The organism is Polaromonas sp. AET17H-212 (assembly GCF_002379085.1).
Taxonomy (GTDB): domain Bacteria; phylum Pseudomonadota; class Gammaproteobacteria; order Burkholderiales; family Burkholderiaceae_C; genus Polaromonas.
In genome coordinates, this window is the sequence record NZ_NBZW01000001.1 from 205468 (window position 1) to 222688 (window position 17221).

Below are 17221 nucleotides of genomic sequence, written 5' to 3' on the forward strand. Positions count from 1 at the left end.
GATTGCGGATCAAGTCCGCAATGACAAGAACAGGTGTTCATCGCGGCATGGCGCGGGTGATCAGGGCGTCGAAGTCCACATCGGCGCCCAGGGTGCCGAAAGCCTGGCCCCAGTCGCCGCCCAGCCGTGAATCGCAGAAAGCCTCGAACACGGCCGCGGGGGCGCTCTGATACAGCAACGCGGCCTGCACGGCCAGCGCCACGTCCTGCGCCAGCCGCCGGGCCTCCATTTCGTTGGCCATCTCCTCGACTCGGGTCGGCAAGGCCGCAGCCAGCCGGTCCAGCGCCGGGTGTGCACCTTGGGCGGGTGCCAGTTCCTGCGCCAGCGCGGCGGGCGCATCGGCCTTGCGCAAGGCGCGCAGCAGGTCCAGCGCCATGATGTTGCCGGCGCCCTCCCAGATCGAGTTGAGCGGCATCTCGCGGTAGATGCGGGCCATGATGCCTTCGCCGCCCTCCTCCACATACCCATTGCCGCCCAGGCACTCCATGGCTTCCTGCGCAAAGTGACTGCCGCGTTTGCAGATCCAGAACTTGGCGACCGGCGTGAGCAGGCGCGCCATCGCCTGCTCGTGCGGGTCGGCACTGTTGTCAAAGGCCCGGGCCAGCCGGATGGACAGCGCGGTGGCGGCTTCGGATTCGAGCGCGAGATCGGCCAGCACGTTGCGCATCAGCGGCTGGTCAATCAGCGGCCTGCCGAAGGCCTCGCGTTGGGCGCAATGGTTGAGCGCAATGCTGAGCGCCTGGCGCATCAGGCCGCTGGTGCCGAGTGCGCAGTCCAGCCGTGTCATGGTGCCCATCTCGAGGATTTGCGGCACGCCGCGGCCTTCCTCGCCGATCAGCCAGGCGGTGGCGCTGTCGAACTCGACTTCAGAGCTCGCATTGGCCTTGTTGCCGAGTTTGTCTTTCAGGCGCTGGATGTGGATCGCGTTGAGGCTCTTGTCGGGAAGAACGCGCGGAATGAAGAAGCAGCTCAAGCCCGCGGGCGCCTGGGCCAACACCAGGAAGGCGTCGCACATGGGCGCCGAGAAGAACCACTTGTGGCCGGTCAGGCGAAAGCGCCGGCCCCAACCGTCGCTGCCATCGGGCACGGCCTGCGTCGTGTTGGCGCGCACGTCGGAGCCGCCCTGCTTCTCGGTCATGCCCATGCCCATGGTCACACCGGTTTTTTCCGAGAACAGCTTGAGCGCCGGATCGTAGGCGCGGCTCGTGAGTCTTGGCGCCCAGTCGGCGTGGATGGCGGCGTTGTCGCGCAGCGCCGGCGTGACCGCGTAAGTCATGGAGATCGGGCAGAGGATGGAGGGTTCCAGCTCCGTGAACAGCATGAAACCGGCAGCCCTGCGCACGTGCGGCGATGGCCCTTCGCCGTTCCACGGCGTGCCATGCAGTCCGGCCCTGGTTGCGGCATCCATGAGCACGTGATAACTCGGGTGAAACTCCACCTGGTCCACCCGCCGGCCGAAGCGGTCGTGGCTGTGCAGCTGCGGCGTGTGGGTGTTGGCCAGCCGCGCATGGGTTTGCATGGCGGTGCTGCCAAGGCTTGCCCCCAGCGCACTCAGTTCCGCCGTGGCCAACTGCGGCGCATTGAACTTCAACGCGTCGCGCAGGCCCTGGTTGGTGTCGAACAGGTTGTAGTCGGCCAGCGGCGCGGGCTGGTTGAAGACCTCATGGGTGGCGTTCATGGCATCCCTTTCAGCGGCGAAAAAACTGCCGTGTCAGATCAGTTTGACCAGTTGTTTGCCAAAGTTTTTGCCTTTGAGCAAACCCAGGAAGGATTCCGGCGCAGCCGCAATGCCCTGCGCAATGGTTTCGCGCGGCTTGAGCTTGCCGGTGGCGACCAGGGTGCCGAGTTCCTTCAGGGCCTCGGGCCAGACTTCCATGTGTTCGCTGACGATGAAACCCTGGATCTTCAGGCGATTGGTCAGGATCAGCTGCGGATAGGTCATGGGCAGCGGCTGGCCGTCATAACCGGCAATCATGCCGCACAGCGCGATGCGGCCGAAAGCGTTCATGCGTGAGAGTACGGCGTCCAGGACCATGCCACCGACGTTCTCGAAGTAGCCGTCGATGCCGTTGGGGCAGGCTTCCTTGAGCGCTTTCGACAGCGACGCCGCGTCCTTGTGCTGCTTGTAGTCGATGCAGGCGTCAAAGCCGAGCTCTTCCACCGCGTATCTGCATTTGTCCGGTCCGCCGGCAATGCCGACCGCGCGGCAGCCGCGCGCCTTGGCCAGGGCGCCAAAAGCGCTGCCCACGGCACCGGTAGCTGCGCTGACCACCAACGTCTCGCCGGCTTTGGGTTCAATGATTTTCACCAGGCCGTACCAGGCGGTGACACCCGGCATGCCCACGGCACCCAGGTAATGCGACAGCGGCACATGGGTGGTGTCCACCTTGCGCAGCGCGCCGGGCTGGGTCGCATCAACAACGCTGTACTCCTGCCAGCCGCCCATGCCGACCACCTTGTCACCGACGGCGAACTTCGGGTTTTTCGACTCGACCACCTCGCCGGCCGTGCCGCCGCCCATGACCTGGCCCAGCGCCTGTGGCTGGGCATAACTCTTGGCGTCGTTCATGCGGCCGCGCATGTAGGGGTCCAGGCTCAGGTAATGGTGGCGCACCAGCACCTGGCCGTCCTGCAGCGGCGGCGTGTCGCTGCTGACCAGCTTGAAGTTGCTGGCGACGGCTTCGCCGGTGGGACGGTTGTCGAGAAGGATTTGCTGGTTGAGTGGCATGTGGTGTCTCCTGGGGAAATGAGGTTTGCTATTGATTTGAGAGCTACTGGCGCCCGAGGAATAAGGGCTGGAGCACGATTTGTCTTGCAAAAATACGTTCTGCCCACTAGTCCGTCGAAATGACGGCCTGGAGGGCATTCACCCCTTTTGGGCCCACCGCCAGGCGTTTGACGTACTTGAAGGTGCCGGTGGCATGCGAACAGATGCGACCCTGGTCGTCGTACACCGAGCCTTCGGTGAAGGCCATGGTCGCCGTGCGGTGGATCAGCCGACCCTTGGCCGTCAGCTTGCTGCCGTCGCCAGGCGCCGGACGCATGAAGCTGGTTTTCATTTCGATGGTGACCACGCCCATGTCCTGCTGCACGCTGCGCGCCGCTGTCGCCATGACCACGTCCTGCAGCGTCATCAGTGCGCCGCCGTGCGTGACGTGAAACGAGTTCAGGTGCTCGGCCCGGGGCGTGTAGTCGATCTGCGAGGCCCCGCCTTCGAACAGCACGAGCTCGAAACCGAGGTGGTTGACAAAGGGAATCTCGACGCCGAAGCTCATAGACATATCGCCAGTGGGGGCAGTGCAGCACGCAAAGCCATAAGGGTGGGAGCTCCCTCCTGACCAGCCGGGGCCGCGGAACCGGCTTTGCCGGGCCGCAGGCGCAGCGCCCCCTTACCAGTGCAAGGGGCAGAGAGCCGCCGCAGGCTCGAAGCGAGCGAACGTGGGGGCTTCATTTCTAACCACCTGTTACCGAAGACACGCCGCCGTCCACGGCCATCCATTGCGCTGTGATGTGTTTGCCGGCGTCCGACGCGTACAGCACACACAGGCCCTTGAGGTCTTCGTCGTCGCCCAGTCGCTGCAGCGGTGCGTGGGCGGCCAGTTTTTCCTCGCCCAGGGCCTTGAGCGTGCCCATGGTCATCTTGCTCGGGAAAAAACCGGGGCAGATGGCGTTGACGGTGATGTTGTACTTGCCCCATTCGCAGCCCAGCGCGCGCGTGAAGTTGATCACCGCGCCCTTGGACGTGTTGTAGGCCACGGTGGTCATCTCGGGTGGATTGCCGCCCAGGCCGGCGATGGAGGCGATATTGATGATGCGGCCGGAACGGCGCGCAATCATGCTGTGTTTGGCAATGTGCTGGCTCAGGATGAAGTAGCCGCGGATGTTCAGGTTCATGACCTTGTCCCAGGCTTCGACCGGGTGGTCTTCGGCCGGCGCGCCCCAGGCGGCGCCCGCGTTGTTGACGAGGATGTCCACATGGCCGAAGCGCTTGATGGTTTCATCGGCCAGCGCGCGGATGTCCGCTTCTTTCGAACAATCGGCAGCGATCCAGTCGACGTCGATGCCGGCGGCCTTGAGTTCGGCCGCAGACTCCTGCAGGTCTTCGGCCTTGCGCGAGCTCAGCATGATTTTGGCGCCGGCTTCGCCCAGCGCCTGCGCCAGCTGCAGGCCCAAGCCGCGCGAACCGCCGGTGACGAGGGCGGTCTTGCCGGTGAGATCGAACAGCTGCTGGATGGTACGGGTCATGAGGGGTTCCTTGTTGTTGGGGGGAAGATGGGAACGAGTGTCGCGCAAAGCGCGCCTGCCGGCTGTCGCAGGGCGGACCGGTCAGTCGCTGCTGGTGAGGCGGGAGCGCACGTAGATCAGCACAAAACCGATGGCCGCCACGACGCCGCCGCCGACCACCATGGACCAGCCGAGGGCGTCATCCCTGCGCTGCACCGACAGGCCCAGCACCAGCGTGAGCAGCCCGCCGTAGATCAGGATCCAGATCAGTTGCTGCAGCCGGGCAATCGACTTGCTCGACGTGGTACTGCCTGATTCCTTGAAAAAACCCATCAGAACGCCTCCTCCGGCAAGTCGGCGCAGGTCAGGTCGCGGGCCGCGACCACCTGGAGCCAGGCGTCGATTTTAGGCAATTCGTAGTGATAAAAGTAGCGGACCGCGCCCAATTTACCGGCGGTAACAGCTATTGATTTTGTAGCATCGGCCTGCAGCGCGGCCAACGCCACATCCAGCCAGATCCAGGCCAGCACGGTGTGGCCGAAGCCCTGCATGTAGGGCACGGCATTGGCCAGCGCATCCTGCGGGTTGCCGGTGGCCCAGGCGGCCTGGGTGGTCGCCCCGACCTGCTGCAGCGCCTGGCCCAGCGCCTTGGCATAGGCCGCGAGTTCCGGCACCTGGCTCGCCCGCTCCATCGTGCTGCTGATGCGCGCCGCCAGCAGCTGCAGGCCCTTGCCGCCCTCCATCAGCACCTTGCGGCCCAGCAGGTCGGTGGCCTGGATGCCGTGCGTGCCCTCGTGGATCATGTTCAGGCGGTTGTCGCGCCAGTACTGCTCAACCGGGAAGTCGCGGGTGTAGCCGTAGCCGCCGTGGATCTGGATCGCCAGCGAGTTGGCTTCCAGGCACCATTCGCTGGGCCAGCTTTTGGCAATCGGTGTCAGCACCTCCAGCAGCAGGCGGGCATCGTCCGCCGCACCGGCCTCGGCCGTGTGTTGCTCGTCCACCAGCCGCGCGCAGTACAACTCCAGCGCCAGCGCACCTTCGCAATAGGCTTTCTGCGCCAGCAGCATGCGTTTGACGTCGGCGTGTTCGATGATGCGCACCTGCGGCCGGGCCGAATCCTTGCCCGCCGGTCCGACCGGCCTGCCCTGCGGCCGGTTTTTCGCATAGTCGAGCGAGGCGTAATAACCGGCCATGCCCAGCATGACGGCCGCCGTGCCCACGCCAATGCGGGCCTCGTTCATCATGTGGAACATGCAGCGCAGGCCTTCGTGCGGCTTACCGACGAGGTAGCCGATGGCCCCTGCAACCGGTCGTCCTGAGCCTGTCGAAGGGACCGGGTATTTGCCTTCGCCGAAGTTCAGCAGCGTGTTGGTGGTGCCGCGCCAGCCCAGCTTGTGGTTCAGCCCGGCCAGCGCCACGTCATTGCGCTCACCGGTGAGCAGGCCATCGGCGCCCACCATTTTCTTGGGCACGATGAACAGCGAGATGCCGCGCGTGCCGGGGATCAGCTTGCCGTCCGGCCCGGGGATCTTGGCCAGCACCAGGTGGATGATGTTTTCGGTCAGCTCGTGCTCGCCGGCCGAGATCCACATCTTGTTGCCCTTGAGCCTGTAGCGCGGGCCCAGCGGCTCGGCGTCGAAGTCGTCACCGTCCGGCACGGCGCGTGTCGTGATGTCGCTTAGCGAGGAACCGGCCTGCGGCTCGCTCAGGCACATGGTGCCGAAAAAACGCCCGGCGAACTCGTTGCGCGCAAACACCTCTTTCTGCGCTTCGGTGCCGTGCACCAGCAGCAGGTTGGCATTGCCCTTGGTCAGCAGGCTGGAGCCTATGCTGACCGAGGCCATGGCAAAAAAGCAGTTGGCCGCCGCCTCGATGGTGTAAGGCAGCTGCATGCCGCCTTCGTCGTAGTCCTGAGCGGCGCTGAGCATGCCCGAGCCGGCGTAGGCCTTGTGCGCCTCGTGTGTGGCCTGCGGCAGGATGACTTTTTCACCGTCGAACTGCGGCTCCTGGGTGTCGACCAGGCGGTTGAAAGGCGCGTATTTTTCGCGCGCGATGCGTTCGCAGGTGTCGAACACCGCGTCGAAGGTTTCGCGCGAATGGTCGGCAAAACGTTCGCGCTGGTTCAGCGACTCGGCGCCCAGCCACTGGTAGAGCAGGAAATCAAGCGTGGGTCGAAGGCTCATGGTGCTTCACCGGAAACGGGGAACGAAAAAAAACAGGGGCTGAGCCATGTGTCCGTTTTTCACTGGACGACTGCTCAGCCCCTGATCGATGCTTGCGCTCGAAAAATCGGCTCAGAGCACTTCAAAAATACCCGCAGCACCCATGCCGCCGCCGATACACATGGTCACGCAAACACGTTTGGCGCCGCGGCGCTTGCCTTCGATCAGCGCGTGGCCGGTCAGGCGCTGGCCGCTGACGCCGTAGGGGTGGCCCACGGCAATCGCACCGCCGTTGACATTGAGCTTGTCCATCGGAATGCCCAGCTTGTCGCGGCAGTAAATCACCTGCACGGCAAAGGCTTCGTTGAGTTCCCACAGGTCGATGTCGCTGACCTTCAGGCCCAGACGGGCCAGCACCTTGGGGATGGCGTAGACGGGGCCGATGCCCATTTCGTCCGGCTCGCAGCCGGCAACCGCAAAACCGAGAAAACGGCCCAGCGGCGCCAGGCCTTTTTTCTCGGCCACTTTTTCATCCATCACCACGACCGCGCCGCCGCCGTCGGAGAACTGGCTGGCATTGCCGGCCGAAATCACGCCGCCGGGAATGGCCGGCTTGATGCCGCTGATGCCTTCCTTGGTCGTGCCTTCGCGAATGCCTTCGTCCTTGCTGACCGTGACCTGCTTGGTGGTCAGGCCCATCACGGCGTCGGCCACACCCATGGTGACGGTGATCGGTGCAATCTCGGCGTCGAACAGGCCGGCAGCCAGGGCAGCCGAGGCTTTTTGCTGGCTGGCGGCACCGTATTCGTCCATCTGCTCGCGCGTGATGCCATAACGCTTGGCGACCTGCTCGGCCGTCTGCAGCATGTTCCAGTAGATCTCGGGCTTGTTCTTGACCAGCCAAGGGTCGGCCAGCATGTGGGTGTTCATTTCCTGTTGCACGCAGGAAATGCTTTCCACACCACCGGCCACATAAATGTCGGCTTCACCGGCAATGATGCGTTGCGCGGCCAGGGCAATGGTCTGCAGGCCGGACGAGCAGAAACGGTTGACGGTCATGCCCGACACGGTGATGGGGCAGCCGGCGCGCAGCGCGATCTGGCGCGCAATATTGGCGCCGGTCGCGCCTTCGGGGTTGGCGCAGCCCATGATCACGTCCTCGACCTCGCCAGCCTCGATGCCGGCGCGCTTGATCGCGTGTTCAACCGCGTGGCCGCCGAGGGTGGCGCCGTGGGTCATGTTGAAAGAGCCCTTCCAGCTTTTGGCCAGGGGGGTGCGGGCGGTGGAAACGATTACAGCTGAAGTCATGAAAATCTCCGTGAATTAATTGAACGTCTTGCCTTCGGCGGCCAGCTTGGCCAGCAGCGGCGCCGGTTGCCAGAACTTGGCGTCGTCCAGCGGGTTCTGGGCAAAACGCTTCATGCTCTGCACCACGTTGAACAGGCCCACCTGGTCGGCGTAATTCATGGGGCCACCGCGGTAGATCGGAAAGCCATAACCCATGAGGTAGACCATGTCGATGTCGCTGGCCCGGGAGGCAATGCCCTCTTCCAAAATGTGCGCCGCTTCATTGACCAGCGCGTAAACCAGGCGCTGGACGATTTCCTCGTCGGAGATCTTGCGCGGCGTGATGCCCAGCGATGCGCGGTGGTCTTCAATCATCTTCACCACTTCGGCGTTTGGAATCGCGTCGCGCTTGCCGGGCACGTAGTCGTACCAGCCGGCGCCGGTTTTCTGGCCGAAACGGCCCTTCTCGCACAGCAGATCCGCGGTCTTGCTGTACTTCATGTCCGGCTTTTCCTGGTAGCGGCGCTTGCGGATGGCCCAGCCGATGTCGTTGCCCGCCAGGTCGCCCATGCGGAACGGGCCCATGGCCATGCCGAACTTCTCCATCGCCTTGTCGACCTGCGCCGGCGTGCAGCCTTCGTCGAGCAGGAAGCCGCCCTGGCGGCCGTACTGCTCGATCATGCGGTTGCCGATGAAGCCGTCGCAAACGCCGGACACGACGGCGGTTTTCTTGATCTTCTTGCTGACCGCCATCACCGTGGCGAGCACGTCCTTGGCGGTTTTTTCCCCGCGAATGACTTCAAGCAGCTTCATCACGTTGGCCGGGCTGAAGAAATGCATGCCGACCACGTCCTGGGGACGCTTGGTGAAGGCTGCGATCTTGTTGACATCCAGCGTCGAGGTGTTGGAGGCCAGGATGGCGCCCGGTTTCATCACGCGGTCGAGTTCCTTGAACACTTTTTCCTTGACGCCCATTTCCTCGAACACGGCCTCGATCACCAGGTCGGCGTCTTTCAGGTCGTCATAGCTCAGGGTGGTGCTGAGCAGGCCCATGCGCTGCTCGTACTTGTCCTGCTTGAGCTTGCCCTTCTTGACCTGGGCTTCGTAGTTCTTGCGGATGGTGGCAAGGCCCTTGTCCAGCGCCTCCTGCTTCATCTCGAGCATCTTGACCGGGATGCCGGCGTTCAGGAAGTTCATGGCAATGCCGCCGCCCATGGTGCCGGCGCCAATCACGGCGACCGACTGGATCTCGCGCTTGGGCGTGTCTTCCGGCACGTCCGGAATCTTGGACGCGGCGCGCTCGGCGGCGAAAATATGCCGCAGCGCCTTGCTTTCCGGGGTCCACATCAGGTTGATGAAGATCTCGCGCTCAAAGGCCATGCCTTCGTCGAATTTCTTCTTGGTCGCGGCTTCGACGGCATCCACGCACTTGACGGGGGCCGGGAAATTCTTCGCCATGCCCTTGACCATGTTGCGCGCAAACTGGAAGTAGGCGTCGCCATTCGGGTGTTTGCAAGGCAGGTTGCGCACCAGCGGCAAGGGGCGCGTGTCGGACACGGCCTGGGCAAAGGCCAGCGCCTCCTGGGCCAGTGATTCTGCGGACGCGGCCATCTTGTCAAACAGCTTCTGGCCCGGGATCTGCGCCAGCAATTCGCTCTTGACGGGCTCTCCGCTCACGATCATGTTCAGTGCGGGTTCGACACCGAGCGCGCGCGGCAGCCGCTGCGTGCCGCCGGCACCGGGGATCAGGCCGAGCTTGACTTCAGGCAGGGCCACGCTGCAGCCAGGCGCTGCAATGCGGTAGTGGCAGCCCAGCGCGAGCTCCAGCCCACCGCCCATGCAGACCGAATGAACCGCCGCAACCACAGGCTTGGAAGAGTTCTCAAGCGCAAGAATCACGCTCAGCAGGTTGGGCTCGGCCAGCGCTTTCGGTGTGCCGAATTCCTTGATGTCGGCACCGCCGGAAAAGGCCCTGCCGGCACCGGTGAGCACAATGGATTTGACGGCCGCATCGGCATTGGCTTTTTGCAGGCTGTCGGTGATGCCGACCCGGGTGGCATGACCCAGGCCGTTGACCGGGGGGTTGTCCAGTGTGATCACCGCGACACTGCCGTGGACTTCGTATTTGGCTGTCATTTGCTTTTCCTTTGTTGCGTGTTACCCGGCCATCGGCGGGATCAGGTGATGATTCTCAAACGGCTGGGCGTCCAAAAATAGTACGACCGTTCTATTTGCCATTGTAGAAGGCTGGCGGGGCACTGCAAGCCTGACCGGCGCCGCCCTTGTCCCTGTCGTGACAAAGTCTGCCTCAGACTTCCAGCCACTCCTTGCGGGTGTAGGCGTCGGCGCGCAGGCTCTCCGGCGTCCCCTCAAACACGATGCTGCCATGACCCATGACCAGTGCCCGGTCAGAAATTGCCATGGCAATGGTCAGTTTCTGCTCGATCAGCAGCACCGAGATTCCCTTGGCCTTCAGGGTCTGCAGGTACTGGCCCACCAGTTCGACGATCTTGGGCGCCAGCCCTTCGGTCGGCTCGTCGATGATGATCAGGTCCGGGTCGCCCATCAGTGCGCGGCACAGCGTAAGCATTTGCTGCTCGCCGCCGGACAGCACGCCGGCTTCGGTGTGCTGCCTTTCCCTCAGGCGTGGAAACATCTGGTACATGTCTTCAAACGACCAGCGGCTGCCTTTGCCCTTGCCTTTTTGCCCGAGCATGAGGTTCTGGTGCACGGTGAGCGTCGGGAAGATGTCGCGGTTTTCCGGCACATAACCAATGCCCAGGTGCGCGATCTCGTAGGCCTTCTGCCCGGTGATGCGCCGGCCTTTCCACTGGATGTCGCCCTCGCATTCCACCAGGCCCATGATGGCCTTGGCCGTGGTCGACCGACCCGAGCCGTTGCGTCCCAGCAGGGCGACGATTTCCCCGGGCTGGACCTCAAAGTGGACCCCGTGCAGAACGTGGCTCTTGCCGTAGTAGGCGTGGAGGTTTTCTATTTTCAGCATGTTCAGTGTCCTCCCGCCTGGGAATCGGCCACAGCAGAGCCCAGGTAGGCCTCCTGCACACGCGGGTTCGCGCGTACCGCTTCGGGCACGTCAAAGGCCAGCACTTCGCCGTAGACCACCACCGCGATCTTGTCGGCCAGTCCGAACACCACCCCCATGTCGTGCTCCACCGTGAGCAAGGTCTTGCCCGTCGTGACCTCCTTGATCAGGCTGATGAAGCGGCTGGTTTCGCTGCGGCTCATGCCGGCGGTCGGCTCGTCGAGCAGGATGACGTTGGCACCGCCGGCAATGGTGATGCCGATCTCCAGCGCCCTCTGCTCCGCGTAGGTCAGGTTGATGGCCAGCACGTCGCGCTTTTTGTCGAGCTTGATCATCTGCATGAGTTCGTCGGCGCGCTGGTTCGCATCATCGAGGTCGGCCAGGAACTTCAGGAAGGTGTACTTGTAGCCCAGGCTCCACAGCACGCCGCAGCGCAGGTTCTCGAAGACACTGAGCTTGGGGAAGATGTTGGTGATCTGGAAGCTGCGCGACAGGCCGGCCCGGTTGATCTCGAACGGCTTCTTGCCGTCAATGCGCTGGCCGTTGAGCAACACCTCGCCGCTGGTGGGCGCGAAGCGTCCGCTGATCAGGTTGAACAACGTGGATTTACCGGCACCGTTGGGGCCGATGATGCCGACCCGCTCGCCGGCGGTCACTGCAAGGTTGACGCCGCGGATGATTTCGGTCTTGCCGAAACTCTTGCGCAGGTCTTTGAGCTCTAAAGCGTAGCTCGACATCACATGGCCTCCCTGCGCTTGATTTCTTTTTCAATGTATTCCTGGATCTCGCCCCACTCATGCAGGAACTGCCGGCGCGTGACCTCGAACAGGCCCAGTCCGGTCAGCATGACAAGTCCCGCGCCGAACCAGCTGTTGACGCTCTTGGCGTCCAGCGCCACGCCCAGGAACTCCAGCTTGGACCCCAGCGTGGTGTTGAGTTGCAGGTGGTAGACCATTTCGATCATGGCGCCGGCGCCCAGCAGCAGGACCAGCGCGGTGACCGCCAGCGCCAGGTAGCTGACCCACAGCTGCCTGAGCTTGCCGTACAGCGCCACGCGCAGGTTCATCATGATCAGGCTGGCAATGCCGCCGGGGGCGTACATGACCATGAACAGGAAAATCAGGCCCAGGTAAAGCAGCCAGGCCTTGGTGAACTCGGACAGCAGCACAAAGGCCAGCACCATCAGGATGGCCCCAATGATGGGCCCGAAGAAGAAGGTGGCGCCGCCCAGGAAGGTGAACAGCAGGTAGGCCCCCGAGCGGGCGGCGCCGACCACTTCCGCGGTGACGATCTCGAAATTGAGCGCTGCCAGCCCGCCCGAGATGCCGGCAAAAAAGCCGGCAATGATAAAGGCGATATAGCGGACCTTCTGGGTGTCGTAGCCCACAAACTCCACGCGTTCCGGGTTGTCGCGCACGGCATTGAGCATGCGGCCCAGCGGCGTTCGGGTGAAGGCGAACATGGCCGCGACCGCGACGAAGGTGTAGGCGGCGATCAGGTAATACACCTGGATCTGCGGACCGAAGGTGATGCCCATCCTGGCACTGCCGGTCACCCGATTGCCCGCCACGCCACCCTCCCCGCCAAAAAATTCCGGGATCATCAGCGACAGCGCAAAGACAAGTTCACCCAGTCCCAGCGTGATCATGGCAAAGGTGGTGCCGGACTTGCGGGTGGTGACATAACCGAACAGCACCGCAAAACCCACGCCGGCCAGTCCGCCCACCATGGGCACCAGCGACACCGGCAGCGACAGGGAGCCGGCGCCGACGCTGTTGAGCGCATGAATGGCCAGGAACGAGCCGAGGCCGGTGTACACCGCATGGCCGAAACTCAGCATGCCGCCCTGCCCCAGCAACATGTTGTAGGACAGGCAGGCGATGATGGCAATGCCCATCTGGGACAGCACGGTCATGGCCAGCCCGCTGCCAAACATCAGCGGCGCGACGGCCAGTACCAGGGCGAACAGCCCCCAGGTGAGCCAGCGACCGATGTTGAGCGGCGCAAATTGGTAGTGTTTTTTCATGAATCAGCCCTCCCGCTTGCCCAGCAGGCCGCGGGGCCTGAAGATCAGGATGAGCACCAGGAACAGGTAGGGAAGAATGGGCGCCACCTGCGACAGCGTGAGCTTGATGTAGGAGTTGTTGGCCATGCCCGCACTGAGCGGCAAGCCGATCTGTTGCGCCAGGGTCGCCAGCGAATAGTCAAACGCCACGGCGAAGGTCTGGATGACACCGATCAGCAGGGACGCCACGAACGCCCCCGACAGGGAACCCATGCCGCCGACCACGACGACCACGAAGATGACGGAGCCCACGGTGGCAGCCATGGCCGGTTCCGTGAGAAAGGTGCTGCCGCCGATCACGCCCGCCAGCCCTGCCAGCGCGGAGCCCGCGCCGAACACCATCATGAACACGCGGGGAACGTTGTGGCCCAGGGACTCCACCGCTTCCGGGTGAGTCAGCGCGGCCTGGATCACCATGCCGATACGGGTGCGCGTCAGCAGCAGCCAGACGGAAGCCAGCATCACCAGCGCGACCAGCATCATGAAGCCCCGGGTCGCGGGAAACGGCGAGCAGACGATGCGCACGGCGGCATCGGCCGCGCTGCAAAGCTCCGCAGGCGCGGTGCCCCAGACCATGCTCAGGCCCTTGACGGAGTCGTTGATCAGGGTGAAGACCGGCCCCTGCAGCGCGGCGGGCGGGTGGAACTCGACGGCAATGCGGCCCCAGATCAGCTGCACCAACTCGACAATCACATACGACAGGCCGAAGGTGATCAGCAACTCGGGAACGTGCCCGAACTTGTGCACCTTGCGCAAAAACTGGCGCTCAAACAGGGCACCCAGCGCGCCGACGACCAGGGGCGCGGCGACCAGTGCCGGCCAGAAGCCAACGAACTGGGCCACGGTGTAGCCCACATAGGCGCCCAGCATGTAAAAGCTGGCGTGCGCAAAATTCAGGACGCCCATCATGCTGAAAATCAGCGTGAGCCCGGAACTCAGCATGAACAGCAAAAGCCCGTAGCTCAGCCCGTTCAGCATCGAGATGATGAAAAACTCCATTCCTGTCGACCTTCCTCATCGGTAAAAATAAAAGAGCCCGATACGGCAGACCCGCTCGGGCTCCTGGTTCAGGATTTCTCGCTTACGGACGTTTCATCTGGCAGCTGGTCGGCGTGCTCGAGACATAGTTGGGGTATTCCTTCAGCGGAGCCATCGTCATGCCGGTCTTCTCGGGGCTGTAGGGATACTTGGCATCGGCCTTCTGCCAGACCGACATGTACAGCGGTTGCTGCAACTGGTGGTCGGTCTTGCGCATTTCGACTTCACCGTTGAAGCTCTTGACCCTCAGGCCTTCCATCGCGGCGGCCACCTTCACCGGATCGGTGGATTTGGCCTTGGCCATGGCAGCACCGAGCATCTCGAAGATGCGGATGGTCGAGCCGGTGTAGAAGTCGTCGTTGTACTTGGCGTTGAACTCTTTCATCCACTTGTCCATCTGCCCACCCATGTTGTAGTGGTTGTAGGCGATCTGGTAGACGCGGCCGGCACCATTGGTGCCCAACGCTGTGGGGGTGCCCGTGACGCCCGCGTAGTAAGTGAAGAACTTGCCGGTGTAGCCGTTTTCATTGGCCGCCTTGATCAGCAGCGACAGGTCGGAGCCCCAGTTGCCGGTGATCACGGTGTCGGCGCCCGAGGCCTTGATCTTGGCGATGTACGGTGCGAAGTCACGCGTCTGTGCCAGCGGATGCAGGTCTTCGCCCACGATCTGGATATCAGGACGCTTGCGCGCCAGGGATTCCTTGGCGTATTTGGCGACCTGGTGGCCATGGGAGTAATTCTGGTTCAGCAGGTAGACTTTTTTGATGTCTTTCTGGTCGGCCATGAAGCTGGACATGGCTTCCATTTTCATCGACGTGTCGGCATCAAACCGGAAGTGCCAGTAGCTGCATTTGCTGTTGGTCAGGTCCGGGTCCACAGCCGAGTCGTTGAGATAAAGCACTTCCTTGCCGGGATTGCGTTCATTGTGTTTGGTGACGGCATCCGTCAGGGCCATGGCGACCGAGGAACCGTTGCCCTGGATGATGTAACGCGCGCCCTGGTCGATGGCTGCTTTCAGCGCGTTCAGGCTTTCTGCGGGGCTGAGCTTGTTGTCGATAGGGGTGACTTCAAACTTCACGCCAGCCGGGTTGCCCGCGCCGCTGAACTTCTCGGCAAAAAACTGGTAGCCCTTGATCTGGCTGACACCCACCGGTCCCAGCAAGCCGGTCAGAGGGTCAATGCGGACCATCTTGACGGTTTCGCCTTTCTGGGCGAAGGACACACCGGCAGCCATCATCATGGCCGTCGCTGCAACAATTTTCATGGTCAATTTCATCAAATGTCTCCTTGTTAACTGATAAGGGCAGAGTACAAGTTTTTGTGCGCTGCAGCGTAGGGGATTGCCCGTAAAAACCGGCCTGGCTATCGCGCAGGTGACAAAGTACCGTGGCAGAAAAATCCGGGCATTCCGCAGCGCGGAATGAACCGCGCTGCCATGCCCGTTGCCGGCCACGGCAAGGTTGGCATCACAGGCCGGGCAAGGTGTAGTCCTTGAGCTGCTCGCGCAGGCGTGTCTTGAGCATTTTTCCGGTCGCGCCCAGGGGAATCGCATCGACAAACACGACGTCGTCGGGAATCTGCCACTTGGCCGTCTTGCCTTCGTAGAAACGGAGCAATTCCTCGCGGGTGACTTCGGCGCCCGGCTTTTTCACCACCGCGATGATGGGGCGCTCGTCCCACTTGGGATGCCGCACGCCAATGCAGGCCGCCATGGCCACGGCGGGATGCGCCACAGCGATGTTTTCGATGTCGATGGAGCTGATCCACTCGCCGCCCGACTTGATCACGTCCTTGCTGCGGTCGGTGATCTGCATGTAGCCATCGGGGTCGATGGTGGCGACGTCGCCGGTCGGAAACCAGCCGTCCACCAGCGGGTTGCCGCCCTCGCCCTTGAAGTACTCGGCAATGATCCACGGGCCCTTCACATGCAGGTCGCCGAAGGCCTTGCCGTCCCAGGCGAGCTCCTTGCCCTCGGGGTCGACAATTTTCATGTCCACGCCGTAGATCGCCCGCCCCTGCTTGAGCCGGATCTTCATCTGCTCGTCCCTGGACATGGCCAGGTGCTTGTTCTTCAGCGTACACAGCGTGCCCAGCGGCGACATCTCGGTCATGCCCCAGGCATGCAGCACCTCGACGCCATAGTCTTCCTGGAAGGCGTGGATCATCGCGGGGGGACAGGCCGAACCGCCAATGACCGTGCGCTTGAGCGTGGAGAATTTGAGGCCGGCGGGCTTCATGTGGCCCAGCATCATCTGCCAGACGGTGGGCACGCCGGCGGCATAGGACACCTTCTCGGCTTCGATCAGTTCATAAATCGACTTGCCGTCCAGTGCCGGGCCGGGAAACACCAGCTTGGCGCCCGTCAGCGCGGCCGAGTACGGGATACCCCAGGCGTTGACGTGGAACATGGGCACCACAGGCAGGATGGAATCGCGTGCACTCAGGCACATCACGTCGGGCAGCGCCGCGGCGTAAGCATGCAGGATGGTCGAGCGGTGGCTGTACAGCGCCGCTTTCGGGTTGCCCGTGGTGCCGCTGGTGTAACACATGCTCGAGGCCGAGTTTTCGTCGAAGCTGGGCCACTTGTAATCGGCCGAATGCGGGGCGATCCAGGCTTCGTAGCTGCTCAGATTGGGGATGCCGCTGTCGGTGGGCAGCTTGTCCGCATCACACAGCGCGATGTAGTGCTTGATGGTGGTGCATTTCGCATGGAAGGCCTGGACCAGCGGGAGGAAGGACATGTCAAAAAACAGCACCTGGTCTTCCGCATGATTGGCGATCCAGGCGACCAGGTCGGGGTGCAGGCGCGGGTTCAACGTGTGCAGCACGCGGCCGGAGCCGCTGACGCCGAAATACAGCTCAAGGTGGCGGTAGCCGTTCCAGGCCAGCGTGGCGACCCGGTCGCTGAACTGCAGCTTGAGCGCGTCCAGTGCGCCGGCCACCTGGCGCGAGCGGCGCGCCACGTCCCGGTAGGTGTAGCGGTGGATGTCGCCTTCCACACGGCGCGAAACAATCTCGGCATCGCCATGGTGGCGCTCCGCAAAATCGATCAGCGATGAAATCAGCAGTGGCTGGTTTTGCATCAAACCCAACATGGTCTTGTTTCCTTTTTTGTCCGGTAAAAATTCTGTGCCGTTCGGCAGCCTGGTAACCGCATGGTAACGCCCGTGAAGCGAGCTCTGGAAGCACCAGCGCCTCAATCAGCACCTTGGCGACAGCGCAGGGACGGTGTCTTGGTTTTTGTTGACGTGCATCACGGTCGGCCAGGTACCGCGCCCGCAACCCGAATTGCCATGCCGCACTGTGCACGGCTGTGCCCGGGGCCGGCAAGAGATGTCGCTGCTCCGACAGTTCCTAGGTACAAACCCCATGACACTCCCCGTGGCGCTCGGACATTCCAGA

General features: G+C 63.0%; 14 protein-coding genes. All 14 read right to left on the reverse strand.

What is annotated here, in order from left to right:
* Positions 1–37 precede the first annotated feature (37 nt).
* The 14 genes from B7G53_RS00975 to B7G53_RS01040 all read right to left on the reverse strand — a co-directional run bounded on the left by B7G53_RS00975 (position 38) and on the right by B7G53_RS01040 (position 16914).
* Positions 38–1678, reverse strand: a complete 1641-nt coding sequence (locus tag B7G53_RS00975) for an isovaleryl-CoA dehydrogenase (RefSeq protein WP_096662396.1) — start codon at positions 1676–1678, stop codon at positions 38–40.
* A gap of 33 nt (positions 1679–1711) precedes the next feature.
* Entirely contained in the window at positions 1712–2728 is a 1017-nt protein-coding gene (locus B7G53_RS00980; RefSeq protein ID WP_096662397.1) for an NADP-dependent oxidoreductase, read from the reverse strand.
* A gap of 106 nt (positions 2729–2834) precedes the next feature.
* The gene (locus B7G53_RS00985) at positions 2835–3275 is read right to left on the reverse strand and encodes a PaaI family thioesterase (protein WP_096662398.1); all 441 of its coding nucleotides are present in this window, start codon (positions 3273–3275) and stop codon (positions 2835–2837) included.
* Between the two features lie 178 nt (positions 3276–3453).
* On the reverse strand, positions 3454–4245 hold the full coding sequence (locus B7G53_RS00990) for an SDR family oxidoreductase (RefSeq protein ID WP_096662399.1): 792 nt from the start codon (positions 4243–4245) through the stop codon (positions 3454–3456).
* An 81-nt stretch (positions 4246–4326) separates the two neighbouring features.
* Positions 4327–4557: a hypothetical protein gene (locus tag B7G53_RS00995; RefSeq protein WP_096662400.1), complete on the reverse strand. Its 231-nt coding sequence runs from the start codon at positions 4555–4557 to the stop codon at positions 4327–4329.
* The gene (locus B7G53_RS01000; protein ID WP_096662401.1) at positions 4557–6407 is read right to left on the reverse strand and encodes an acyl-CoA dehydrogenase; all 1851 of its coding nucleotides are present in this window, start codon (positions 6405–6407) and stop codon (positions 4557–4559) included. Before B7G53_RS01000 ends, B7G53_RS00995 begins: the two co-directional genes overlap by 1 nt.
* Positions 6408–6518: 111 nt before the next feature.
* Positions 6519–7694: an acetyl-CoA C-acyltransferase gene (locus tag B7G53_RS01005; protein ID WP_096662402.1), complete on the reverse strand. Its 1176-nt coding sequence runs from the start codon at positions 7692–7694 to the stop codon at positions 6519–6521.
* Positions 7695–7709: 15 nt separating this feature from the next.
* Positions 7710–9809: a 3-hydroxyacyl-CoA dehydrogenase NAD-binding domain-containing protein gene (locus B7G53_RS01010; protein WP_096662403.1), complete on the reverse strand. Its 2100-nt coding sequence runs from the start codon at positions 9807–9809 to the stop codon at positions 7710–7712.
* A 172-nt stretch (positions 9810–9981) separates the two neighbouring features.
* The gene (locus tag B7G53_RS01015) at positions 9982–10677 is read right to left on the reverse strand and encodes an ABC transporter ATP-binding protein (protein WP_096662404.1); all 696 of its coding nucleotides are present in this window, start codon (positions 10675–10677) and stop codon (positions 9982–9984) included.
* Between the two features lie 2 nt (positions 10678–10679).
* A complete protein-coding gene (locus B7G53_RS01020) occupies positions 10680–11453 on the reverse strand; it encodes an ABC transporter ATP-binding protein (protein ID WP_096662405.1) in 774 nt (257 codons plus the stop codon).
* Complete coding sequence (locus B7G53_RS01025) at positions 11453–12742, reverse strand: branched-chain amino acid ABC transporter permease (RefSeq protein ID WP_096662406.1); 1290 nt, start codon at positions 12740–12742, stop codon at positions 11453–11455. The genes B7G53_RS01020 and B7G53_RS01025 overlap by 1 nt, the downstream gene beginning before the upstream one ends.
* Positions 12743–12745: 3 nt before the next feature.
* The gene (locus B7G53_RS01030) at positions 12746–13780 is read right to left on the reverse strand and encodes a branched-chain amino acid ABC transporter permease (protein ID WP_096662407.1); all 1035 of its coding nucleotides are present in this window, start codon (positions 13778–13780) and stop codon (positions 12746–12748) included.
* A gap of 82 nt (positions 13781–13862) precedes the next feature.
* On the reverse strand, positions 13863–15095 hold the full coding sequence (locus B7G53_RS01035) for a branched-chain amino acid ABC transporter substrate-binding protein (protein ID WP_096662408.1): 1233 nt from the start codon (positions 15093–15095) through the stop codon (positions 13863–13865).
* 190 nt (positions 15096–15285) lie between these two features.
* Positions 15286–16914, reverse strand: coding sequence for a 3-(methylthio)propionyl-CoA ligase (locus B7G53_RS01040; RefSeq protein WP_096662409.1), 1629 nt, complete (start codon positions 16912–16914; stop codon positions 15286–15288).
* Positions 16915–17221: the final 307 nt, after the last annotated feature.